This is a genomic window from Paraburkholderia sp. BL25I1N1 (assembly GCF_003002025.1).
Taxonomy (GTDB): Bacteria; Pseudomonadota; Gammaproteobacteria; order Burkholderiales; family Burkholderiaceae; genus Paraburkholderia.
The window spans coordinates 100,394-125,725 of record NZ_PVZB01000006.1; the positions used below are offsets into that span (position 1 = coordinate 100,394).

At 61.4% G+C, this 25,332-nt stretch carries 16 protein-coding genes; 7 read left to right on the forward strand and 9 right to left on the reverse strand.

Annotation, left to right across the window (positions count from 1 at the left end; genetic code table 11):
• Positions 1-37: 37 nt before the first annotated feature.
• The 9 genes from B0G73_RS11090 to tssB all read right to left on the reverse strand — a co-directional run bounded on the left by B0G73_RS11090 (position 38) and on the right by tssB (position 10,816).
• Positions 38-925, reverse strand: a complete 888-nt coding sequence (locus B0G73_RS11090; RefSeq protein ID WP_106280622.1) for a DMT family transporter — start codon at positions 923-925, stop codon at positions 38-40.
• A 128-nt stretch (positions 926-1,053) separates the two neighbouring features.
• Positions 1,054-1,488 (reverse strand): type VI secretion system baseplate subunit TssE, encoded by a 435-nt coding sequence (gene tssE / locus B0G73_RS11095; RefSeq protein ID WP_106280624.1) that lies wholly within the window; start codon positions 1,486-1,488, stop codon positions 1,054-1,056.
• The gene (gene tssH / locus B0G73_RS11100; protein ID WP_106280625.1) at positions 1,485-4,172 is read right to left on the reverse strand and encodes a type VI secretion system ATPase TssH; all 2,688 of its coding nucleotides are present in this window, start codon (positions 4,170-4,172) and stop codon (positions 1,485-1,487) included. The genes tssE and tssH overlap by 4 nt, the downstream gene beginning before the upstream one ends.
• 132 nt (positions 4,173-4,304) lie before the next feature.
• Positions 4,305-4,790: an Hcp family type VI secretion system effector gene (locus tag B0G73_RS11105; RefSeq protein WP_106280627.1), complete on the reverse strand. Its 486-nt coding sequence runs from the start codon at positions 4,788-4,790 to the stop codon at positions 4,305-4,307.
• A gap of 16 nt (positions 4,791-4,806) precedes the next feature.
• Positions 4,807-6,636: an OmpA family protein gene (locus B0G73_RS11110; RefSeq protein ID WP_106280629.1), complete on the reverse strand. Its 1,830-nt coding sequence runs from the start codon at positions 6,634-6,636 to the stop codon at positions 4,807-4,809.
• A complete protein-coding gene (locus B0G73_RS11115) occupies positions 6,600-7,256 on the reverse strand; it encodes a DotU/TssL family secretion system protein (RefSeq protein WP_106280630.1) in 657 nt (218 codons plus the stop codon). The genes B0G73_RS11110 and B0G73_RS11115 overlap by 37 nt, the downstream gene beginning before the upstream one ends.
• Positions 7,253-8,599: a type VI secretion system baseplate subunit TssK gene (gene tssK, locus B0G73_RS11120; protein ID WP_106280632.1), complete on the reverse strand. Its 1,347-nt coding sequence runs from the start codon at positions 8,597-8,599 to the stop codon at positions 7,253-7,255. The genes B0G73_RS11115 and tssK overlap by 4 nt, the downstream gene beginning before the upstream one ends.
• Before the next feature lie 129 nt (positions 8,600-8,728).
• Entirely contained in the window at positions 8,729-10,273 is a 1,545-nt protein-coding gene (gene tssC, locus B0G73_RS11125; RefSeq protein ID WP_106280634.1) for a type VI secretion system contractile sheath large subunit, read from the reverse strand.
• Positions 10,274-10,306: 33 nt separating this feature from the next.
• A complete protein-coding gene (gene tssB / locus B0G73_RS11130) occupies positions 10,307-10,816 on the reverse strand; it encodes a type VI secretion system contractile sheath small subunit (RefSeq protein ID WP_106280635.1) in 510 nt (169 codons plus the stop codon).
• Positions 10,817-11,113: 297 nt separating this feature from the next.
• Here tssB and B0G73_RS11135 point away from each other — a divergent pair, with 297 nt between their 5' ends.
• The 7 genes from B0G73_RS11135 (at position 11,114) to tssA (ending at position 25,315) form a co-directional block, all read left to right on the forward strand.
• Entirely contained in the window at positions 11,114-13,807 is a 2,694-nt protein-coding gene (locus B0G73_RS11135; protein WP_308706117.1) for a type VI secretion system tip protein VgrG, read from the forward strand.
• Between the two features lie 19 nt (positions 13,808-13,826).
• A complete protein-coding gene (locus B0G73_RS11140) occupies positions 13,827-16,979 on the forward strand; it encodes a phospholipase (RefSeq protein WP_181196529.1) in 3,153 nt (1,050 codons plus the stop codon).
• Between the two features lie 35 nt (positions 16,980-17,014).
• Entirely contained in the window at positions 17,015-18,418 is a 1,404-nt protein-coding gene (locus tag B0G73_RS11145; RefSeq protein ID WP_146144167.1) for a T6SS immunity protein Tli4 family protein, read from the forward strand.
• Between the two features lie 46 nt (positions 18,419-18,464).
• Positions 18,465-18,725: a PAAR domain-containing protein gene (locus B0G73_RS11150; RefSeq protein ID WP_106280643.1), complete on the forward strand. Its 261-nt coding sequence runs from the start codon at positions 18,465-18,467 to the stop codon at positions 18,723-18,725.
• 185 nt (positions 18,726-18,910) lie between these two features.
• Positions 18,911-19,924 carry a hypothetical protein gene (locus B0G73_RS11155; protein ID WP_146144168.1) on the forward strand — a complete coding sequence of 338 codons (1,014 nt, stop codon included), beginning with the start codon at positions 18,911-18,913 and terminating at the stop codon, positions 19,922-19,924.
• A gap of 122 nt (positions 19,925-20,046) precedes the next feature.
• Entirely contained in the window at positions 20,047-23,700 is a 3,654-nt protein-coding gene (locus tag B0G73_RS11160) for an ImcF-related family protein (protein ID WP_106280647.1), read from the forward strand.
• 37 nt (positions 23,701-23,737) lie between these two features.
• Entirely contained in the window at positions 23,738-25,315 is a 1,578-nt protein-coding gene (gene tssA, locus B0G73_RS11165; protein WP_106280649.1) for a type VI secretion system protein TssA, read from the forward strand.
• Positions 25,316-25,332 lie beyond the last annotated feature (17 nt).

Here is a 25,332-nt window from a genome sequence, read left to right on the forward strand (position 1 = left end):
GCCGCGCGGGTTCTCGAAAGTCGATGCCGGGCACGCATCAGACTGCCGGCCGCGCCGGGGCCGCCCGCGAGAAGTGCCGCGCGCCCGCCACGCAGCCCACCACGACGACGGTAACCAGGATCATCGCGGGCGGCACCTGCTCGTGCAGCAGCAGTCCCGCGAGCAGCAAGCCGAAGAACGGCTGCAGCAACTGCAACTGCCCGACGCCCGCGATGCCGCCGAGCGCGAGGCCGCGATACCAGAACACGAAGCCGATCAGCATGCTGAAGAGCGACACATAGGCGAGACCCCAGAGCGACGCCTGACTGACGCCGTCGAGCGACGCGGGCCGTGTCCACACCGCAAGCGGCAGCATGAGGGGCAACGACAGCACGAGCGCCCACGAGATCACCTGCCAGCCGCCGAGGCGGCGCGACAGCCGCGCGCCTTCGGCATAGCCGAGCCCGCATGCGACGATGGCGGCCAGCATCAGCGCGTCGCCGAGCGGCGCTGCGTCAAGGCCGTGACGCAGGGCAAAGGCCACCACCGCGCCGCTGCCGAGCGCCGAGAACAGCCAGAACGCCGGCTGTGGACGCTCGCCGCCACGCAGCACGCCGAAGATCGCCGTGGCGAGCGGCAGGAGGCCAACGAACACCACCGCATGCGCCGCGCTCACGTGGCGCAGCGCCAGCGCCGTCAGTAACGGAAATCCGATCACCACACCAAGTGCGACGATTACCAGCGGAATCAGGTCAGGGCGGGACGGCCGCGCCTGCCGGAATACGAGCAGGAGCAGCAGACCGAGCGTGCCGGCGATCGTTGCGCGGGCGACCGTCAGGAATAGCGGGTCGAGGCCCTGCACGGCGACGCGCGTGGCCGGCAACGAGCCGCTGAAGATCAATACCCCTATGAAGCCGCTCAGCCAGCCATTCGTCGTTTTGTCCATCGGAGAGTCCGTGCGCGGGAAAGAGGATTGATAGCATCCGCTATCCGGCTATGGACAGTAAGGTACGGATCGATGCAAATCGTCCAAACTGTACCGAGGAATGGGGCGGTACAGCGGTCGGGCCGCCGTCAGTCACGATCCAGCTCCGCTCTCAGCAAATCGAGCCGTGTCTGTCCGTCAGGCGTGAAGTGCGTGCCGAAGCGCACCAGCCCCTCCCGATGCAGGTGGCAACACATCGTGAAGCTTAGCAGCATGCCCGGTTCGGTTTCCCTGATCAGGGTGTCGATCGCCTTCACTCGCGGTTCGTACTTCAGCACCGTCGATTCGATCGCACGGCGAAGCCTGTGCGCCGACGACGGAAGATGCCGGTAAATCTCCGACAGGTCGTCCAGTCCGTAGTCGGGCAGATGGGCGAGTCCATTGCGGCGGCTATTCAGGATGCGTTGAATGTTGTCCTGCACCGACAGGAACGTTTGGGTTTCCACGTCGAAATTATCGACTGGCGCGCCGTTTGCGAAATGACCCGTGATGGCTTCGAAAAGTCCAGGTCCGCCGCGTGTCATGTCGCCACCTCGACGGCGTCGTCGAAGTCGACTGCAATACCGCGCTCGTCCGAATACGCGAGACCGACGCGTCGCGGCAACGCCTGTCTGCCGATTCGTTCGAGCAGTGCACGCGACAGCACGGGCAGGATCTGTTGATCGAGCAGGCTGTCGATATTGCGCGCGCCAGAGTTGGGCAACAGGCATGCGCGCACGAGTTCGGCGACCAGCGCGTCGCTGCAGTCGAGCGGCACGCTGAAGCGGCGCTCGATCCTTCGCGCGACCTTGTCGAGCTTCATTCGCACGATTCTTGCCAGAGTGTCGGGCGAGAGCGGCCGGTACACCACGGTCTGGAAGCGCGCGAGCAACGCGGGCTGGAAGTGCTCGACGAGCAGCGGCCGTATCGCTTCCAGTAGCAGGGCGGTTGTCACTTCGGCATGGGGTTCGGTCGCGGCCATGATCTGCTCGCTGCCGAGGTTGGACGTCATCACGATCACCGTGTTGCGGAAGTCGATCACGCGACCTTCACCGTCACGCATGGAGCCGCGGTCGAACACCTGATAGAACAGGTTCAGTACGTCGCGGTGAGCCTTTTCAACTTCATCGAGCAAGATCACGCTGTATGGACGCTGACGCACCGCTTCGGTCAGCACGCCACCCTGGCCGTACCCGACATAGCCTGGCGGCGAGCCCTTGAGCTGCGAAACGGTGTGGGCTTCCTGATACTCCGACAGGTTGATCGTCACGAGCGCACGTTCACCACCGAACATCAGGTCGGCCAGCGCGCGCGCCGTCTCGGTCTTGCCCACGCCCGAAGGACCGACAAGCAGGAACACGCCCAACGGCGCCTCTTCGGAAGTCAGGCCGGCCTTGGCGCCGCGCAGACTTTTGCCGATGGCTTCGAGGGCGTCGTCCTGCCCTACGACCACGTGTCCGAGCCGCGTTTCCAGTTCGAGCAGGGCGGTCAGTTCATCTTCGAGCAGGCTTCCTACCGGTACGCCGGTCCAGTCGGCGATGACACGCGCAATCGCGGCTTCGTCGACTTCGGCCATGAGCAGCGCATTCGTGCCCCATGCCGCGAGTTTGTCGTGCACGGCCTTGATCTCGTGTTGAAAATCGCGCCGCGTTGAAACGTCGGTCGCGGTTCGCCATTGCTCACGCAGCGCAACGAGGGCGGTGACGAGTTTTTTCTGTTCTGCATGGGCTTGGTCGAGCGTATGAAACTCGTCCGCAATCTCGACGAGGCGCAGTTCGATCGCACCGAGCCGTTCGCCGACGTCGGCCGACATCGCACCCTGATCTTCCTGGAGCGCCGCGCGCTCGACTTCGAGCGCGGTCCGTCGTGCCAGACACGCGGAAATTGCGACCGGCGTCGCGTCGGTGCTCATGCGCACGCGCGCGGCGGCGGTGTCGAGCAGATCGACGGCCTTGTCCGGCAATTGGCGTCCCGTCAGATAGCGACGCGACAGACGCACCGCGGCGCCGACCGCGGCCTCGGTGATGTGCACGCCGTGGTGTTGTGCGTAGCGCTCCTTCAGACCGCGCAGCATCACGCACGCATTGTCGTCGTCGGGTTCCTCGACCTTGACCATCTGGAAACGCCGCTCCAGCGCCGCGTCGCGCTCGAAGTACTGTTTGTATTCGGACCAGGTTGTCGCGGCGATGGTGCGCAATTCACCGCGCGCCAATGCAGGCTTCAGCAGGTTCGCAGCGTCGGCGCCGCCGGCGGTATTGCCTGCGCCGATCAGGGTGTGGGCTTCGTCGATGAAAAGCAGAATGGGCGTTGGCGACTGCTGGACCGCTTCAATGACGTTCTTCAGACGCTGCTCGAATTCGCCCTTGACGCCAGCGCCTGCCTGCAGCAAGCCCAGGTCGAGCGTGAGGACACCGACGTCACGAATCACCGAGGGCACGTCGCCTTGCGCGATCTTCAGCGCCAGACCTTCGACCAGCGCGGTTTTGCCGACCCCGGGCTCGCCGACGAGAATCGGATTGTTTTTGCGCCGCCGGGTGAGGATGTCGATCATTTGCCGGATCTCGACGTCGCGGCCAAAGACCGGATCGATGCGGCCCTCGCGAGCCTTCTGCGTGATGTCGATGGTGAAGCGGCCGAGCGCATCGGCGCCCGGTTGCGTGCGTTGGATAGCGGATCGGCGACCGGGCGCTTCTGCTTCTGCCGGTGTCGCAGAGCGGGCATGGCCGAAATCGCGCGCGTCGGTATCGACGACCGGCGCCTCGACGGACGTCCAATCGAGTTCCGGCAGGAGACGCTCGATCTGCGTCGCGGACAGCGAGAGCAGCGCCCACGCGTCCGGCGCGTGCAGCAGATGCGGCGCGTCGGCGAGCGCAGCCAGCAGATGCGCGGAACGGATGGACGGCGAGTCCGCTTCCAGCGAGGCGCGCATCCACGCGGCTTCAAGAAGTTTGCCAAGCCGGCGGGACAGCCCGGGTTTGCCGCGCAGGTCATGCGGCAACCGTTCGATTGCGCTGAGGAGGCCGTTCCGGATACCGTTCACGTCCAGTTCATAGCTGCCGACAATGGCGACAAGATCGCCTTCGCCCAATTCGAGCAGCTTGATCAGCCAATGTTCGACTTCGACTTCGCGATGCGCACGTGTCGCGCAAAGGCTCGCTGCGTCGGCAAGCGCGCGAGCGCAGTGATCGTTGAGACGGCGCAGAAGCGCGGAGAGATCGCGATGAGTCATGGCAGCAAGCACCCAGGAAGTGCGACTAAAAAATGCCAGCCCGCGCCGGGCGGTCTGGCGAAGAGCGGCTGAGGTTCGACACCTGTGATGGATCGGAAAAGGAGCGAACGCCAGCCGCGATGTCACACGTCGTTACGAGCGTTCGTTCCAGGTGTCGGTATGGATGATGTTGCCGTCCTTGTACGACCACGTGATCTTCTCGTAGCGCAACTGGACGTTCTCCAGGTGGTTGTGCTTCTCGAACGCCGGGTTCTTGATATCGAGCATCTTCGGATTGACCGACACGACCTTGACGTTGTCGAGCTTCGTGTTGAAGTACTCTTTTTCCTTGCCCGCGTCGTCGATTTTGTACCACTTGATCTCGATCGACTTGAGGGTTTGGCCGCTCGTCACGGCCTTGTACAGATAGGGCGTCGACGCGTCGGTTTCTTTTGTGAAGGTGATTGGCAGATGAAGGCGCGTGCCGGTCAGCTTGCCGGTGTTCGAGTCAGTGGGAATGCTCACGCCGTGATCGAGAGCCACGACCTCAACACTGCCTTCACGTCCTTGCACCGTGACCGAGCCTTTGATGTCGGCGCCGCCATCGTCCTTGATCCACATGTAGGCTGGAATTGCCATCTTGTTGTTCTCCTTTTTACTCGATTGAACAGGCCGTTTGGCCTTGGGTGGTTGAACTGCCGTTATTGCGGCTCTTGCTGTCCGGGCTGACTCTTTCGGTGTCTCTGCACTCTGGAACGAGCGTGATTTCGACGCGGCGGTTTGCGGCGCGTCCTGCCTCTGTGTCGTTCAAAGCCTTGGGACGCGTGTCGCCATAACCCTGAATCGCGAAATGAGTGAGCGCGATACCTGACGCGTCCGCGAGCCAGTCACGTACGGATGCGGCGCGCGCCTCGGACAGTTTCAGGTTGCTCGCCGGATTGCCGACCGAGTCGGTGTGGCCGGCGATCAGTACGCGTTTGTTCGCGTGCGCCTTGATCAGGTCCAGCGAACTGACCAGCACACCGTTTGAACCCGGATTCAGGACCGCGCTGCCTGATCGGAACAGGGACATGCTGTCCAGTTCGATCATGGCCGGCGCGGGAGCCGGCGGCTGGTAGCCGGCAATCAGTTCGCCGACCGACGGCAGCAGCGACGCGCCTCGATAGAAACCCAGGCCTAGTCGCGGAGGCACGCCGACGCTTGCGTAGCGTTCGAGTTCGTCGCGATCGCGCTTGACGGCGTTGAGCGCGTCGACGCGGGCCGCGTCGCGGGCGGGCGCGATGGTCTTATAACGGCTCATGTCGCTCATCACCCGTTCGACCAGCGCGCGATTCTGCCAGGCCGACGCGGCGGCAGCCGCGCAAAAGTACACCGCCAGCCATCCGAACGCATGCGCGAGTGCACGCGGCAACGCACGCCGTACTGGCTGAAGGGGAATGCCGCGAATAAGCGCTTCCGGCAACGGGCAATACGTTTGCTTTTGCCGTGCCTGAGAGATTACCGCGCCTTGCGCGGGGGAAAGCGGCAACGCCGTCAGCTTTGCGACAAACTCGCCACTGAGCGAGTCCGCGGCGGGCAGTCCGTCTATCGCCGTCACGCCGAACGCGACGGTCTGCAACGGCGGCATGCCACGCTGAGTATCGGCTAACGCAGGCAGCACCGTTTCACTCGCCCAGCGCGTGACAGCGTCGAGCCGGGCTGCGCGATAAGCCCGCGATTGGCGCTCGTGCTGAATGCCCGGGCTGGCCACGCGTATGTATTGCGCGAGGCGCCTTGCAATGAGTGCCGGCAGATTGTCGAACTGCAGGGGCTGCGCCCCCGACACGCCGAACCACGGGGATTCGTCCGCGGTGCGGTCCATTGCTCGTGCATATATCGCCACGCACACAGGTAGCGGGTAGCCGATCGCGCGGCTCGCCTCGCCAATTGCCGAGCGCCAACGCCGCAATCCTGCCTGCAGGGTCACGGCGCCCGTCGCGTGATCCGCTGCAAGCAGGTAGGCGAGGGCGTCGGGCCCTTGGCCTTCGCGCCAGCGCTTCAGCGCGTCGGCCAGATGGGCGAGGCGGACCGGATCGTCGCCACGCACCCAGATCGCGGCGTCGGTGATGCGCACGAGGTCCTCGCCGAATACGTACCCTAGGGTACCGCTGGTGTCGCCGATGACGAGCACCAGTGGCGTGTTACGTTTCAGATCGGCAGGAAGCGAACTGAGCGCGGCATCAACAGCACTCAGTAGATGGTGCGTGGCTTCACGGCGCGCCCGCACGCGTCGGGTCGCGACTACCGTCGCAACGAGCGCGAGGCCGACGACGATCATGGCGCCACACGCGTTCCATCCCGCCGACCAGGGTGAAGATAGCGTGAGCCAGATCAATGCAAGGATCGAGATCCACAGGACAAGCGTGCGGTAGGGATAACCGTTGGGATAACCAGTCAAGCGCGACCCCGTCAATGTGTGATCCGAGCGATCGAGGCGTTGAGCCATTGATCGAGCGCAAGGTATGCGATGCCGGCCACGATGCTTGAGATGGCGACCCACATAAGCGGCGAAAGGCGAACGTTCCAGCGACGCACACCCTCGGGTTTGACGACGAGAACGCTGCTCGTATCCGGATCCCGACAGAGCCGCTCACTGATCGCCCGCATGAGTGCCGTGCGGGCATCGTGACCCACCAGCGCGAACTTCCCGACGAATCCGAGGTCGAGCACTGCGCCGAAGATGGCCAGCAGCGGCAGAACCGGTTGCGGTTGCGCAAGACGGCGCTCGATGCGCCGGATCAGTTCGTCGCCCGCGTCATGACTCTGGAACTCGTCGACCTGCAGCGGCTCGCGTTCCCATGCGTCGCGATCGTTGCCCTTCAGGTTGCTGAGCGCCTTCTCGTCGAGCAAGGCGCACTGCGCATAGACAGCGTCTTCGACGACGTCGGACGGATGCCCCGCGGCTGTCAGCTGTTGACGCAGAGCACGGACCTGTTGCTTGCACGTGTCTCGGAACGTCGTGAAGGACTGCGGCGCCGAATTGCCGGCGAGACTCGCGATGCTCAACGCGGTGTCGCGCAAGGCGACCGGCAGCAAGATCGTGTCGGCGTCAGGTGCGGAGTTCATGCCGGCAACACCGCGTAAAGTTCGAGCGAAACCTCCGGCATGGAAGCCGGGATGTAAAACTGGCACGCGCGTGCATCTACCATGCGCTTGAAAGCGGGAGAGGCGCTATCGAGAGCGAAGTATTGATTTTCAATGCGCACCGGAATTGCCGCCGGCAATCGGGACATTGGCCGCAACGGGATGCCGGGCAGCGCTGAGTTGACGATCTGCTCGACTTCATCGGGTGCTCCCGCCTTGCACAGACGCGGCAACTGTTCGAGCAGTGCGTGCGCGGGCAATCCGGACTGAACCGACAGGTAATAGTCGGCGCCTTCGACGAGTCGCTCGTCGAAGATCTTGCCGAGCCATGCCGTGCCTCGAATCCGCTCCAGTGCGATCGGCACGACGCGCGACGGAATGACCGTATCGAGCAGCGTGCGGATCAGCGATTCCAGCTCGGCGAATACAGGCTCGGGCGCGTGATGGTCGTACCGGGGAATCGCCTGAAGCGTCTCAGTGGTCGAGAACGTGAGCAGGGAGCCGGCCAGACGTGCCAGGACTGCATGCAGTCGTTCGGGATGCTGATCGGGCGCCTGGCACAGACGCGCGAGATCGGGCCAGTTGCTGTTCACACTGTGCAGCAGCCAGAACAGTGACACGTCGGCGACCGCGTAGTCGGCGATCTGATCGGAGCGTTCGCGCCGGCGCACCGCCAGACTGGCGCTTTTGGCGCTCAGTATTTCCGACAGACGGTTCATGCGGGCGGTCAATTGGGTGCTCGCCGACAGCACGAGACATGGCGGCACGAACGCCGGATCCAGTTCGAAGCGGCCCTGTGCGTTGCGCACGATCCGGCCGATCGGGCACGTGACGTAGTTGTCCGGTTCTTCGAAGTCGAACAGTAGCGCCAGCGCATGTCGCTCGACGCTGATTTCTTCCTTGCCGTCACCGTTGAGGTCTGCGATCAGCAGATATTCACGCGCGAAGCGGCGTGGACGAGCGGGCTTCTCGCCGGTTTCGAAGCAGTTGCCGCCTTGCGGATCGAGCAGCGGCAGCGCGGCTAGCACGACGACCGAATCGTTCTGCGCGGGCACATCCCCCAGGTCGCGCGGAGCCGGCAGACGGTCGGCGGATTCCGTATCGATCTGCGTGCCGTCAGGCAGCCTCAGATCGAGCACCGACAACTGCAGACGATTGATCGACAACGCTTGTGCGTCGAAGACAACGCGTGATGCCCCCCACGGTTCAGGGCTGGCGATGCGCGCGATGCGTTCATCAGCAAAGCGTTCCCACAGTGCCTGTTGCTGGAAATGCTGGGGCGTCATGAAAATCCCCTGCGCCCACAGCGGTCTGGTTATGTTCATCGTTATTGGATGATGCTCGAACAGCGTTTCGTATTGAATGCATGCCGCGCGACACCTCACTGGGCGCCGCGCGGGAACTACCCGATTACGTCTGGGTTAAATCTCTTGCTTACCTCTGTGGGGCCGTATTTAGCTTTTCGCCTTTGGCATTTGTGACACGAGCGACAGATTGATATCCATTCCTTCAATCTGGAAGTGCGGCACGATGAACAGCTTGACGCGGAAGAACCCCGGGTTGTCCTCGATGTCCTCGACAATTACCTTGGCTTCGCGCAGCGGGTGCGAAGCCTGCAGATCGTCACCCGGATCCGTCATTTCGGTGACGAGCGACTTGACCCACGTGTTCAGTTCCAGTTCGAGCAGACGGCGGTCTTTCGTCGTGCCGATGTTTTCGCGCTGGATCAGTTTCAAGTAGTGCGCAATCCGCGAGAGCAGGAAGATGTACGGTAGACGCGCGTTGACGCGACTGTTCGCACTCGCTTCCTTGGTTTCGTACAGGGCCGGCTTTTGCGCCGAGTGTGCCGAAAAGAAGCACGCGAAATCGTGGTTCTTGTAGTACGACAGCGGAATGAAGCCGAGATTGGCGAATTCGAATTCACGCGTTTCGGGGATCAATACCTCGCTCGGAATCTTGGCCTGATTGCCCGTGCCAAGGTCGTAAAGGTGGATCGGCAGGTCTTCGACCAGACCGCCCGCTTGCGGCCCGCGAATCTGCACGCACCAACCGTTTTTGACAAAGCTATTCACCATGTTGGCCGCGAACGCAAAGGATGCGTTCGCCCACAGATAGCGCGTGTGATCAGGACCCTTGACCGCTTCCTCGTAGTTGAACGCGCGCACCGGCGTTGTGTCCGGACCGTACGGCAGGCGCGCGAGAAAGCGGGGCAGCGTGAGACCGATGTAGCGCGCGTCGTCCGATTCGCGGAAGCTCTTCCACTTCAGATACTCGGCGCGATCGAAATAGTTGCCGATGTCGCGGATACTCGCGACTTCTTCCATTGAGTCCTTGCCGAAGAACTGCGGCGAGACTGAACCAATGAATGGCATATGCGCTGCCGCCGACACCTTCGATATATTGCGTAGCAGCGCGATGTCTTGCGGGCTGCGGTCGAACTCGTAGTTCGAAATGATCGAGCCGATGGGCTGGCCGCCCGGCGTATCGTATTCCTGGATGTAGGTGTGCAGGTACAACCCGCTCTGAATTACCTCAGGCGTGTCTTCGAAATCCTGACGTAGTTGATCTTTCGACACGTCCAGCACTTCGATGCGGACATTCTTGCGGAAGTCGGTGCGATCGACCAGGAACTTCAGCCCGCGCCATGCCGATTCGATCTGCTGGAACGTTTCATTGTGCATGACCGCGTCGAGCTGGCGGCTGATCTGCTGGTCCAGATGAGCGATGTGAAAATCGAGCAAGCTCTTGTCCAGCCGGTCCACCTGCTGCGACGAGTCCTTGATCATCTTCAGGAACACGCTCATGGCTTGTGCGACGCGTTCGTCGAGCGATGATTCCGACAGCGCGTCCGGATTCTGAAAGGATTCGAATGATCGAGTTTCCCTGACAGGTGTCAGATTAATTTTCTCGCATAGCGATTCATAGACGCTTTTACCCGGTGCGTCGAGTGTTGTCGTATCCGCTGCCGATTCTTGAAGACGGGTTTCGTTTTTAGCCATTTGTTTTAAGGAAATTTCCGCAATGGTCAGTGTTTATTTCTGGTTCGACGGAGCGGTTTCACCAATCTTCTGCAAATCGGCGCGAAGGCGATCGGAAAGGCCAGGGTCTCTCAGGATTTTCTCGAGCTCGCGCCGGAACATTGCGTTATCGAGCAAGTTGGATTTCAAATCACGCAGCAGATTGCGCGCAGCCATTAACGCGCGTAACTCCGGAACTTTGCCGGCCACCGCGTCGGGCTTGAAATCGTCCATTGATTTAAAGTCGAGGTCCACTGGCAATTCTGAGCCGTCGCCCGCGAGCGTGTTCTCGACGGCAATCTTTGCCTTCGGGTTGTAGCCGGCGAGTACCGCGTTGAAATTGTTCCTGTTGATGTCGACCTTGGCGCGCTCCGCCAGCACCCGAGTGTCCTGACCGTTGCTGTAATCGCCCATGACCAGAAGTTTGAGCGGCAGCTCGACCTTCTTTTGCGCGCCTCCTGTATGCAGGTCTAGTTTGATGTTAATTCTTGCCTTGGGCACCTCGTTCTGGAAGCTCTCTGCCATTTTTATTTCCTTTTAGTTTGAGACAACGATCAGTGCAACAGAATCGCGTTTTTTATTAATAGCATATAAATTTCATCTCGAAATATCCTGCCCAGTATTTTTTGAGAATTGGTAAGAAAAAGAGTGGTGGCATATTCACAAAGGAATCCAAAGCGTTTACCGTTGCACCTCGGCTCATCTGACGGAATGCCATAAGCACTTTTTTCGAGTGCTTATGGTCGAAGCTATACGTGGGGGATAAAAGCAATGGCGAGTCTGCTGGGGGACGTGGAGACGTACGGGAGTAGTTTGAGGCCCATGACTGTGCAGCAGTCGTATTTTCTGGACGTGACAGGGCCGGGCAATGGCCGGGACCTCTCGGTAGTGTCGTTCACAGCGGTTGAACGAATGGGCGAGCCCTACCGGGTCACCGTCGAACTCACGCATCCGGAAAGTCTCGCGCGGGCCGATTACCTGGGCCGTGATGCCACGTTCACTATCCAGCCAGCGGACGGCACCGCGCCACGCGTATTTGCCGGCTGCATCACGGGCTTCAGCAGGACGAAGACGACGAAGGATTTCAGCGGCTACCGCATCGTGGTCGAGGCGCACATCGCGCGTCTGAAGCTCACGCGTACGAGCCGCATCTATCAGCGGCAGACTGCGCCGCAGATCATCGAGGCGATCCTGCGTCGTCACGGTTTGAACGGTAACCAGTTTGTATTCAGGCTACGTCGGAACTTTCCGCAGCACGCGTTCCGCTTTCAGTATCAGATCGATGACTGGTCTTACATCCAGATCCTGATGCAGAAGGAGGGTATCTACAGCTACACCGAGAGGGGAAAATTCGGCGACGTCGTGGTGATAGCCGATGACATCGACCATTACGTCTACACGCCGGAACTGAAGGTGCCGTACCGCGAGAAGGCTGGACTGGAGTCCGGTATCGAGGCGGTCTTCGCGCTGGAGATGCACGCGCGCGCGGTGCCGCAATCGATTCGTGTCGCGGACTACAACCCCGATCAGGCGTGGGAGCGCTTCAAAGCCGACGCGAACGTGGCGATGAAGGACACCACGACCTACGGCCAGTCATACGTGTACGGCACGCATCATCTCGATCAGGGCGGGGCGCAGTGGGAAGCTCAACTGCGCCACGAGGCCGAGATCGCGTGGCAAGTGGTCTACGAAGGCGAGAGCAACGTGCTCGGTGTGCGGCCGGCGCGCGTGCTGCGCATGGATGACGATTTGCCCGACGCGCCCAATGGCCAGGTGATTGTCGAAGTGACACACAGTGGCGCGCGTGATCAGGCGTACCGCAACAGCTACCGGGCAATTCCCGCTGACCGGCGCTTCCGGCTGAGACTCGAAGAGGACACGTGGCCGAAGATCCCCGGCACGCTCAGCGCGCGGGTGACTTCCCCCGATCAGTACAAGTATGCCTATCTGACGCAGCAGGGCCACTATGTGGTGCGCTTCGACCTGGACTTCGACGAATGGAATCCGGGCGGAGAGAGCGTGCCGCTGCGGCTGGCGAAGCCATTCGCGGGCAAATTGCAGACGGGGTTTCACTTTCCGGCGCTTGACGGCGACGAAGCCGTGGTGGAGTTCCGCGACGGCAATCCGGATAAGCCATATATCTCACAGTTTCATCACCACAGCCAGGCCATCGATCTGATCACGAATCAGGACCGCTGGCTCTCGCGCAATGTGATCCGGACGCAGGCAAATAACAAGCTGCGCATGGAGGATTGGGAGGGGCAGGAAGGGATCAAGTTGTCCACTGAGCATTCGGGGAAGAGTCAGCTGAATCTTGGGCATCTGGTCGACAGCAAGAAGCAGAAGCGCGGTGAAGGGTTTGAATTGCGCTCGTCGGGCTGGGGTGCGATTCGCGGTGGAAAGGGACTTTTTATTTCGGCAGACGATCAGCCGAAGGCGGGTGGATTGCAGTTGGAGATGCGGGCAGCGTTGCAGCAGCTCGAGCAATCACACGAAAGAATGCGACTGCTCAATGACGCCGCGCAGACCGCACAGGCGGACCTGCTCGACCTGAAGACACAAAACGATCTGCTCCATGATCAGGTAAAGGGATTGCAGGCAGCAGTGCTGCTGCTTTCATCTCCGGCCGCGATTGTGGCCACCACGCCTGGAAATATTCGACAAAGCGCCGGCGTCGACGTCGTGTTCGATGCCGCGCGCGATGTGCAGGTGAGCGCATGGAAACGGTTCGCTGTCGGCGCCGGCGATGCAATTAGTCTGTTTGCGCAGAAGTCCGGCATCAAGCTGTTTGCGAACAAGGGCAAGATCCAGGTTCAGGCGCAGAACGATGCATTGGAATTGACGGCACGACACGATCTGTCCATCACCAGCACTGAGCGCAAGGTCGTGGTCACGGCAAAAGACGAGCTGTTGCTCACGTGCGGCCGGGCTTACATACAGTTGAAGGACGGCAAGATTCATCTCGGTACGCCGGACAACATACTTTGCCATACGGTAAGTCTTCAGAAATGCGGACCAGCGAGCATGCCGGGTGTGTTACCCGCATTGCCCAAATCGGAACTTCAGCAGCAACAGTTCGATTTCAAGTTTCGTCTTGCTGATCGTCCAGGCTCCGACGGACATCCGCTGGCGCACGCGCCGTGGAAGATCGTGCATGGTCCCGAACCCGATTCGCTGGACGTCGATGAACAACGACTCGTGGCGCAGGGTACGAGCGACGCAAGCGGGAATATCAATCTGACGGATGAGGAAAAGCAAAGAGTCTCGGAGGTTCATTGCGTCAACCCCATGCAAACGTGGTTGGTTTATCCCGGGCATACCGTGCGCGTCAACGTCGAGTCCGAATTGGCGAACTGGACTGACGAAGACAAATTGTTGCATGGCTTGAATGCAGCGGATTTCTCTCCGGATCTCCATTCGGTTCGAGGGGACGCATCGGTTGATCCGGTTGTGGACTATGCGCAAGACGCTCTCGGCACGACCGAGCGGCACATTTACCGGACCATCAAGACCTAAGTTGTGTGGCAACCAGAAGATGACTAAAACCATCACACATATCGCCGCGAAGCAGGGCAGCGTTCAATCCGTGTCGGCGCCGGGCTGTTTCGTATCCGATGTCGAGCATCCACAGAGTGCGGATCCGGGTCTGGCGAAAGAGTTGAAATCAATTGAATGGGGCGACGTCTTCTCGGGGCCGCGCCAGAAGAACAAGGCGCAGTTCTTCGTGACGGGCAGCGATTATTTCAGCGACGTGGCGAAGGCTATCGATGGCGCCGCCACGTGCATTTTCATTGCGGGTTGGCAGGTCAACTTCGACGTGGACATGGGCGACGGCCGAACTTTGTTTGAACTGTTGCGCGGGGCGGTGCAGCGGGGCGTCGAAGTGTTCGTCATGCCGTGGTTCGCTCCCCCGCCGATCGCGTTCGACGTGGGAATTTTCGAATCCCTGCTCGGACTGAACCAGTTGAACGCCGGTCTGCCGAAGCGGCGCGCATGGACGTTGCCGGCAATGGGGCAAAGCGATGTTGCGGGCGCTTCCGGACTGCTGGGTTTCTCGCATCACCAGAAGATGGTGGTGGTCGACAACAGAATCGGCTATCTGGGCGGCATGGATCTGGCCTACGGGCGGCGCGACGACGGTACTTTTTCGCTCGAAGCCCAGGGGCGCAGCGGCAACGAGTTTTACAGCAGCTGTATCCCGAAGATCAATTCGATGACGCGCGTCGAAAAGGTCGGCCATGTTCCCCTCAGCGAACTGCTGGCAGGGAGCTCCGATCAGTTTCTCGCGAAAGGTGCGGCGTGGTGGTATTCGCCACTCGATCTTGGGCCGGTCAACAGCGGGCTCGATTGGGCTGACGACAGGAAGACGCAATACGACCAGATTGCGTGGCGGGTGCAGGACTGGTGGAGCAACACCGATCTGCTGCCGGCGAGCGTGCGCGCGGCCGGAGCATACGTCAGGACGAAAGTCGACAATACGAAGGAGGCGATCGCGGACGCGCCGGGTGAGGCGTTGCAGTGGCTGGCGCGTCGCACGTGGGATCGGATGAGTCCTGCGCTTCAGCAGGAACTGCGCAACTATGGCGCCGATACGGCAGTCGCGGTGACCTGGATGATCGACTGGCTGCGCGGTGGTCATCTGGATGAACTGCCGCCCGGGGTTTATACGACTGTGGGCAGTCTGATCGAGGCGTTCGGGATCGCGTGTGTCACGTCAATTGCCGACGTCACGCAGCAGCGTAAGGAGCCGCTTGCGGACCTGGTCACAAAACGCAAGGCCATGCCGTACGGCGAAAAGGTCCACGACACGACGAAGCAGCCGCGCATGCCGTGGCACGACGTGCATATGCGGATTGAGGGGCCGGCGGTGTTCGATCTGGCGACCAATTTCGTGCATCGCTGGGATGGCTTCGTGAAACGGTACTGTTCTCCGGAATCCGGGTCGTCACCAATGATGCCGGTGAACAGCGATTCGCTGCCGGGGTTCCGGCTGGTCAATATCCTGCTGAAGGCGCTCGAACTGACACCTTATGTATCGGCCGACGCATGGACGGCTCATCGACTGCCGATGCTGGCGAAGATGCATGCGCCGCAGCGGCAGGAGGCGCCGGGGGGCACCCAATGGGCGCAGTTGCTGCGCAGTGCGCCGTTGCGTCTGCTCCAGAGTGAATATGCGGCCAATCCGCAGGGGCCGAAGCCGACCCGTAGCCAGAACAACTGCATGAAAGCGATGCTCAAGGCCATCAGCGGTGCGCAGCATTTCATCTATATCGAGGGGCAGTTTTTTCAGTCGGCGTTTGGGACCAACGTATCCGACCGGGCGTGGTCGGGCCCGATGGCTGCGTTGCGCGATCCGTGGCAGGCACCGAACGCGCGAGCGTATATGGAAAAAATTGGGATCACGCGCTCGATGACGATGAGCGAGATTCCAAAGAACATCGATCTCGCCAGGCTGAAGCGGGTGATAGAGGAAGCGCGGGGCGACGAGAAATTCCTGACCGATTTCAGGACCAATCTGAGCTGCCTGGCTACGGTCGAAACGACGAAACTGTTTGGCAAGCCGCAGGAGAGTCTCCTGAACCCGATCGGTCATGCACTGGGCGCGCGCATCCGCCGGGCGATCCTGGAGGGGCTGCCGTTTCACGTGTACATGGTGCTGCCCGTTCATCCAGAGGGGCAACTCGACGATATAGCGGTGATGTCGCAGATCCATCTGACCATGCAGTCGCTGGTGTTTGGCACCCATAGCCTGGTGAACACCATTCGCCGGGCGATCCTCGAGGCGCGGGAGCGGAAGGCAAAGCCGGGGATGACGAATGAGGAGAAGCTGGCGGTGTTCCAACGTTTGACAGAACTGGAATGGAAAGATTTGGTGCGCGATGTGCCCTCCGAATGGAAGAGTTACCTTACGCTCTTGAATCTGCGCAACTGGGCCAACCTGGGCGGACAGCCCGTAACGGAACAGGTGTACATACACAGCAAATTACTGATTGCCGATGACCGGGTGGCGATTCTGGGAAGCGCGAATATCAACGATCGCAGTCAATTGGGCAAGCGGGATTCAGAATTGGCGATGGTGATTGTCGATGATGCGTCCGTTCCTGTTCTGCTTGACGGAAAGAACACGCAACAGGTTGGAAAAAGCGTGCATGAATTGCGCAGGAATCTGTGGCGCAAGCTGTTTGGTCTCAGTGGAAACTGCCGGCACCCCGCAAGCGAGCTTGCCGGGATCATCGACCAACCGGGCAGTCCTGCAACATGGAAGGGAATTCAAGACCGGGCTGAGCTGAATGCGTTCGAATATCGCAAGGCATTCAGCTATGTGCCCTACTCGGTGCCAAAGCTGAATGTCAAGGACGAGGGCGGCTCGATCTGGCCGACCTGGGTTAACAAGGCAGGGAAGATGAAGGAGCGCATGCCGTTCCTTGAAACATTCTGGCGAGAGCCTGTTGCTGGAGACAAGCCCCGTAGCTGGGAAGCGAAAGCGAATCCGAAGACGACTGCACCAACTCAAGTTGCCGGATTTATTTGTGCGTTGCCTATTCGCTGGACCGCAGGTGAGAACAATATTTCGGGAATTAACCTGACTTTGCTCGCCGCGACAGACGGTCCTGCTACGCAAGGCGATCCTGGAGCGCTGGTCGTAATCGCGCAAACAAATGAGAACGACAGGGAGGCGGCAGGGTGATAAATTCTAGACTCAACTGTGTGACGATATTGGGCGTGATCGCCACCGTTCTAATGGTGGGATGCGGTCCCTCGCGGGCAGAACGTCAGGCACAGAAAGACGAGCGGATCTGGAGCGAAGATCTTGCCTCAGTATCGAAGGCGGCTTATACGACGCCAGTGTCGAGCAGCGAGCGTGAATGCCTCGGCCGGCACGCGTTCAATGTCGCGGGGCGAGTTGAGTGGCCCTCCGATCCTGGCAACAGCTACATGTTCTCTCCACGACAAAGCGCATCGATTTATGACGTACACGATGGTATCGAAGTCGGCAGCACAAGAGTTGCGGTGGTTTCCGATCCCAAACGGGAAGAGTTCAACTGGCAATTTAAAAAACTGGACCTTGACAGAAAGAACTCGATTAACTGGAATACTAAAGACATTGCGACATGGACAGATTGGCTTGCCAGGACAACTTCCGACGAAGAGCGTAAATCCCTCGAAGAGCGAATCCACAACGATGAACTGTCAATGGCTCGCGCCAGGCTCGACCATCGTTTCGAGACGGGTATTCCCGACAGTCTTGGTGTCTGGGAATCGGAATATCCCGATGAACTCAGGGCAGACGACGACCGTCGCAATAACCGGCATCAAACACTGACGGCCTACGTCTACCGCAAACCGTGGCTGCACATCTTCGAGCAGACCGGCCCGGCTGGCCAGCCGCAGGCCAACGAAGCCCGCATGCGCGAATTCCTGCAACGGTTCCGCGCGCGCGCCGAATTCGAGATTCCCACGCAACAGGGTCTGTGCATCCCCTATGGATTCATCGCCGACGACGGCAAGACGCCGTTTCGCATGAAACTGGGCATGCGCTACCGCGATGTGCCCGGCGTGATCTACGTAATCGACACGGGAGTGCTGAACGACCAGACGCCGCCAGGCGGTGGTGCCTTATGGGATGCGCTCGGCGTATCAGGAGTCGGCCTGCTGGGCGCAGCAGTGCCTGAAAACGTGAAGATTGTGGAACGTATCGGCCCGAAGAAAGTACGGATTAACGGCAGAGGCGGGATAGAGAGCGGCGTGGTGGCACGCGTGGAAGGGCTGAGCGAGTCAGAGAAAGACGACGCAAACCACCGCGCGGACTATACGCCGGCGCAATTAAAGAAGGTACTCAACCGGCCGCCGTACGAGGTGTACACCGTCTACGCCGGGACCAACGCCAAACCGGACTCCCAGGCGCTGCCATGGCTGGCCGTCAAGATGCGTACGTTCGCGCGTAATCAGGTCGAGGAAGGAGAACTCGCATCGGATCCACCGCCGTTTGCACAGAGCCAGCCACGCTTCGAAGGGCTGCTGAACAGCATCGGCCTGCGGGCAACGACGCCAGCGCTACCGGAAGTGGCGGCGCTAGGTAAAGGCTACGGTGAAACCTCCCAACCTCTAGCGTCGAAACCGGAATAAACGTTGCAGCCCCAGCCAGTCAGAACAAGCCCATAAGGAGGGAATCATGAAAGGAATCATTCGCTTACGCGATCGGACAGACCACGGTGGCTTCGTAGAGACGGCGAGTTCGACAACGATCGTCGATGGGTTGCCCGCGGCACTTGTCGGCGATCGGGTCTCGTGTCCGCGGGCAGGACACGGCACGACGTCGATCATGCCAGGCGAAGGCCATATTTTCTCGGACGCGAGACAGGTCGCGCTTCACGGCTTTAAGGCCGGTTGCGGATGCATGCTGATATCGAGTTCCACGGGGATGGGCGAGTAGTAATGTCGTGGCCAATTCCTACGCTCAGATCCTTCGACTCTGTCAAACCGCCTCGGCTCTGGTTGTGGGTCCTGTTACTGCTAGTGTTTCTACTGGTCGGCGCCATCCTGACCTTGACCCTCTGGCCAGTCAACTCGCCGGCTCATGGCCTGAGGTTCTGGATCGCGCTCGTAGGATGCCCGCTGTTGGGCTGGACAGCATCGCTTGGCATCCGGTTGCTTGCATACGGAAATGAATGTGAAGCCAGAGCCCTGCTCAATGGCGAGCGCGAGGTATTGATCAATCAGTGGCACGGATGGGGCGATCGCCGACTTGCCGTTCTCGCAGCTGCCGTTGTCACGCCGGACGGTGATTCGGTCCGGCCCGTGCCGGCTTCGGAGGGCCCGAAGATCAACCCGGAATTTCATCCGGAAAGCCGTCGTCAGATCGGCACGATCAACACGGATGGGCAACCGGATGCGAGGCGCGACGAGTTGCTGAACAGGCTTCTCTACCAGATTGGCGGCGCACTGACGCAGGTACGGTGCGGCATCGAAATCGCAGCGCCAGCGGTGACGAGCATTGAAAGGTTGGACGCTTCGCCGCGAGCGAGCCAGCTTCTTGAAGCAATGAGCGATAAGAGGATTCGGACTCGTGCACTTGACGCGGGCACGGATCTGTCGCCTTCTGGGCTTTTCGCCCGCTGGGCTGACGAGCAATCAGCCTACTGCGGCCTGGTTGTCGCGACACAGCTTTGGGGCGATGACGGCGTGCCCAGTTTCACCGAAGCAGGCGCCGCTTTGATTCTGGCTTCGGTGGGAGTGGTCAATACCACTGGCGTCGAGCCTATTGCCTGGCTGTATCGTCCAATGCCGACGAATTTTGCAGGTTTGACCGAGGATCTTAAGGCCATGTTCAGGTCTCAGGGCAAGCTTCCAGATTCGTCCACTTGGTGGCTGAGCGGCATGAAGCAGCCGTCGATCGAGAAGCTGTTTAGTGAACTTTCGCTATCCGAAGAGATACGTGGTGAATCGGGAAGAAACGTCGAGCCAGTTTCTCTTGATATGTTCATCGGTTCTCCAGGCGCGTTGCGCGAATGGATTGCCTTGGGTGCGGCTTGCAAGGCGGCACTGCAAACGGAGACCACGCAGTTTTGCGCGACAGAATTGGAAAGTGATTTCACGCTTGCTCGTGTCGCGGCGCCGGGCGAAATGACGTAGGGCGTTAACAGCGTTCCGATGCTTTATGTGTTGTTAGCCGCTGACGGTTGGATTGATCGACTAGTTAATTTATCGACTGCGGGACTCGGGTTGGGCGCGGTTTTTTGAATGACCTCAATAGAATGAAAATAAAACTTCTCGCACTACCGCTTTTGCTCGTTGCGATAGCTGCGCTCGCCGTGTCGGCGTCGCTGCTCTTCGTCGATCTGAATGTTTTGCTGGCGTGGTCGCGCGAACATCGCATAGCCATAACATTCGTGCTTGCGGGAGCGATGGCATGGGTCATCTCCGGCTACTCGTTGAGGTCACGGCAATTGCGGGGTCGGCTGGGCGAATTCGTGGCGCAGCATCGCTTGGCTCCCGCCGCCGAGCTGTCTGACGCGCAAGAACAGAAGGCGGCGCCACTCGAGTCGTTGCGGACGAATTTGCATACTGTCCACGGCTTTCGCTGGCGCTATCGGCAACCTTGGCTGTTGCTGACGGGAGACAAAGCGAGAATAGATCGCCTGCTACCCTCACTCGCAAATTCCGGCTGGCTCACTGCCGACGATGCCGTGCTGTTGTGGTGTGAGACAGATGCCGGCGGCCGATTGGATACTGACTGGCTGAAGCAATTGGGCAAACTGCGTCGCAGGCGGCCCATCGACGCAGTGGTGATCATTCTCGATGGTGTAGCCGAACTGCCTACGCAACGGCGCGGCGCGGGCATTTATGGCACGACCGTCGCGCGTATAGCGAACACCTTGCGCTGGAGCGCCCCTGTCTACGTGCTTGATGTTGCAGACGCGGACGAAGTGACCGACCTCAGCACGCCAGTCACCGGCTGCGAATTCCCGCGCGGTGCCGACGCCCACTCAATCGGGACCGCACTGCAAACGCTGCGCCTGCGCCTCGCCGATCGCAGCGTCGGGCAATTGAGCAGGAATGGCCGGGACTGCTACGCAGGGAATCTGTCGAAGCGTCTCGATACGCGCATCGGACCGCTCACCAACTGGATTGCCGGCCTGTCCGAAGGGCGCAATCGTCAGCGCGTCAACGGTGCATTCTTCGCCCCGTACCCCAAGCCAACCACCAATCGCGACAAAGAAGACGCGCCGACCAGCGTACACCTGCCGCTATGGCATCACATCGCCAGGACAGCTCGCGCCACGCCTGGCCGCCGCACTGGCCTGCACCCTGTTACCGTCTGCTCGGTCATCGCCTTCGCAGCCGTCGGCCTGTGGACCACCGGTATGCTGATCTCGGCAGCATCGAACGCACGCGACCTGAACGTCACGAGGCAAGTGCTCAGCACCCTGACCACGGCATCGGATCCAGCCACACGCCTACGAGCACTGCTGCGCCTGCAGCATCGCATCCACCTCTACGAAACCCGCACCCAGAACCACGCGCCACTGCTCACGCGCTTCGGCCTGAACCACGACCATGAGGTGCTCACCGCGCTATGGCGGCCCTACGCAAAGGAATCCCGCAATCTTCTCACCACGCCGCTCCAGCAGAACCTCGAAGCGTCGCTGGTCGACCTGAGCCAGATGCAAACCGGGCACCTCGACGACCAGACCAACCGGCTGGCGCTCGACGGCCACAAGGCGCTCAAGACCTATCTGATGCTGGCCAGGCCGCAACGCGCCGACGCCGCATTCATGGCGCCGCAACTCGCACGTTACTGGAGCACCAGCGCAAACCTCCCGGCCGGCGAAAAGCTCGACCTATCCGGGCGCCTGCTCGGCTTCTACGCCGGGCATCTGAAGGCACACGAAGACTGGCGCATCCAGCCGCGCGAGGATCTGGTCAACTCATCGCGTCAGACGCTGCTGGCGGTGATCGGCGTGAAGAACTCCGAAGACACGGTCTACCAGAGCGTCCTCGACACAGCGGGTAATCGCTACCCTGACCAGACGCTTGCGTCCCTCACGGCCGGCACGGACACGCGCGGTCTGTTGCGGGCGGCATCCTCGGTTCCTGGCGTGTTCACCCGTCAGGCCTACGAGGGCACGATAGCCGCCGCCATCGACGAAGCCGCCAGGCGCAACGAAGCTGCAAGCGACTGGGTGCTGGCCGACGGCACGCAACAGCCGCAAGGGCCGCAGCAACCGCAGCAACCACCCGAGCAGTCCGCGGACGCGATGAAAGCCTCGCTCGCGAGCCGCTATTTCACGGATTACGCGGAGCACTGGCAGGGTTTCATGAACAGCCTGAAATGGGAGCCTGCGCCCGCGCTGCCGGTCGCGATTGGTCAATTGAAACTGATCGCGGACGCGCGACAGTCGCCGGTGATCGCGTTGATCAAATCGCTCGAGTATCAGGGCGGAGCGGGTGCGCTGAAGGCTTCGCTGTCCGACACCTTGGTGGACAAGGCACAGCACGTCTTCAGCAGGGAGGCCGAAGGCCCTGAGGCGGCCAAACCCGACCCGGCCGGTCCGCTCGGCGCATCGTTCGGGCCGGTACTGCGCCTCGTCGCACAGGGCAGCGCCAACCCCGCCGCGAGCGGCGACCTCAGCCTGCAGCGTTTCATGGAGCGCGTGACGACCTTGCGCCTGCGGTTGCAACAGATCAGCGACAGCCCGGATTCCGACGCCCAGGCAAGGCAGGTTGCGCAATCGCTCTTCCAGGGTAAAGGATCGGAGCTTGCCGACACTCAGGTCTACGCGCAACTGATTGCCGCAAGCCTCGGCGCGCAATGGGCCGGCATGGGCGACGCGCTCTTCGTGCGGCCCGTCGCCCAGGCGACGCAAACGGTGCTGCAACCGGCGCAGGCCAGCCTGAACGAGGCGTGGCGTCAGACGGTGCTTGCCACGTGGAACCGTTCGTTCGCCGGCCGCTATCCGTTCGCCAACACGGATAACGACGCGTCGCTGCCCGAACTCGCGCGTTTCCTGCGACCGCAGGGCGGGTTGATCGGCGCGTTTCTCGGCTCACAGCTCGCAGGCGTGCTGGAGTTGCAGGGTGACCAATGGGTGCCGGTGATCACAGGCAACACGGCCCTGAGTTTCGATCCTGATTTCCTCAAGGCATTGAACACGCTGCAGCGCGTGGCGGGTCATCTGCTTGCGCAGGGCGAGCCGCAATATCGTTTCGACTTCAAGCCGGTGCCGACAGCGGGCGTGACCGACACAATATTCACGCTCGACGGCCAGAGCCTGCATTACTTCAATCAGCAGGAGACGTGGCAGGCGCTGACCTGGCCGTCGAACAATCCGCAGGGGCCCGGCACGTGCCTGCAGTGGCAGACCGAGAGCGCGGGCACGAACAAAAGCTTCGAGTTCGGCGGCCGTTGGGGACTGGTGCGGATGCTGGAGCGGGCACGGGTGCAGCCGATCGACAGCGCCACGTATCAGCTCACGTGGCAGGCAAGGCCGGACACGATGCCGCTAAGGGCGGCAGGGGCGCTGAAGGCGACGTCGGCGGCGAGCGGGCCGAAAGTCGCCAGCGCAGATCGGGACGATAAAGACAATGAGGTCGACGCCGACGCGGGCACCCAACGCCTCGACAGTCTGACCGTTCAGGGTCCGCTGACGCCGGCGTCGACCGATCTCACGTATCCATTAAGTTTCATGATGCGCACGGAGGTGGGCAAGGGTCCGCTGGAACTGCTGGCGCTGCGCAATTTCGTGCTGCCGGCGCGCATCTTCGCGGGCGGTGCCAACGGAACCATGGCCACACCAGGCGCGAAAAAGACCGCGCAAGCCAACGGACCGCCGCCGCTGCCGCACGCCATGCTCGACGCGGCAAAGCACGCCGAAGTCCCGCTTCCCGGCGGAGCCGGCCCACTTTGAACACTGCTCATACCGACTCCCCCAAAGACCTTCTCTCATGCTGACAAACTTCCTCAGCGCACTGTTCGGCGCACGCGCGCCGTCCGATCTCGCCCGCTCGGCACAGGGGCGCTGGGACGACTGGCTGCACCCCATCAGCGACGACGCGCCAGTCGGCACCGACCCCGGCTATGACGATGAATTCCTCGCGATCAAGGAGGAAGTCGCCAAACTCTCGGAGGTCGACAACACGTTGATTGTCGATACTGCCGAACGCCTGCTCAAGCGTAGCGCGAAGGACGTACGGCTCGCCGTCTACTACCTCTACGGGCGCATGCGCCGCGACGGCGCGGAAGGTGTCGCTTCGGGTTTCGAATTGCTATCTGCATTCGTCGACCGTTTCGGCGACACGCTGTTGCCGGCGCGCGTGGAAACGCGCAAGGCATCGCTCGAATGGCTGGCCGGTGGCACCTTCGCTGACCGGCTCGACCGCGTGCAGGGTTTGTCCGGCCCGCTGCTCGCGCGTACGCTGTCGGCGCTCGCGCTGATCAACGAGCGCACCGCGCCTTGGCCCGAAGCCGCGCGTCCTGACCTCGATCCGTTGTTCCGGCGCTTCGAAGGCCGCGTGGAGTCGCCTGAATTGTCGGAAAGCTCAGGCAATAGCGGCACATCGGCGGAGAACTCGTCAGCCTCGGCGCTGCCATTGGCTGGGGGAGTGTCCTCGACTCGTGAGTTGCTGGATCGCGCACGCCAGATGGTGCTGTTCCTGCGCGATCAGCCGCACGGCTATCTGGCGGCCTATCGGCTGATGCGCTGCGTGCGTTGGGACACACTCACCGAAGTGCCGCCGCATGAGGTCAGCGGCAAAACGCGGCTCGTGGCGCCGCGCGCGGAACTGCGCGCGCTTCTGAAACGTCTGCTGTTGCAGAGGCAATGGCCGGAGCTGCTGGAGCGCGTCGAGGCGGCGTTTGCCGAAGGCGCGAATCACTTCTGGCTGGACCTGCAGTACTACGCGTTCAGTGCCCAGGAACAGGCGGGCGGCGACTACGCAAAGGTCCGCGATCTGGCTGCCACCGACTGCGCGCTCATGCTCGAACGGCTGCCCGGTCTCGACCAGCTTTCATTCTCCGACGGCTCGCCGTTCGCCGACGACACGACACTCGAATGGATCGCGCGCCATGCCACGGTGCGCGATGTCGAGCGAGGCGAAAGCGTGACACCCGTGGCGGTGTCGTCGGTGAACGCGGACTGGGCGGAAACCGAAGCTCAGGCCGTCGAGCTCGCCGCACAGCAGGGTCTGGACGTCGCGTTCGCGTGGCTGCAACGCCTGCCCGCCGAGGATGGCGAGCGTGGCCGCTTCGTCCGGCAACTGGTGATGGCGCGCGTTGCCGAGCACGCGGATCGTCTGGACACCGCGCTGCATTTACTGTCCGTTCTCGATGCCGCAGCGCAACGCTTCCAACTCGCTGCATGGGAGCCTTCGTTGGCCTTCGACGCCAAATATCATCTTCTGCGCCTGCTCAGAATCCGCATGAACCGCAAGGACGCGGACAAGCCCGCGCTGACCGCCCGCGCCGACGTGCTGACGGGCGAGCTCACGGCGATCGACCCGGCGCGTGCCGTGACGTTCGCGTGAGCCGTACCCAGGATAGC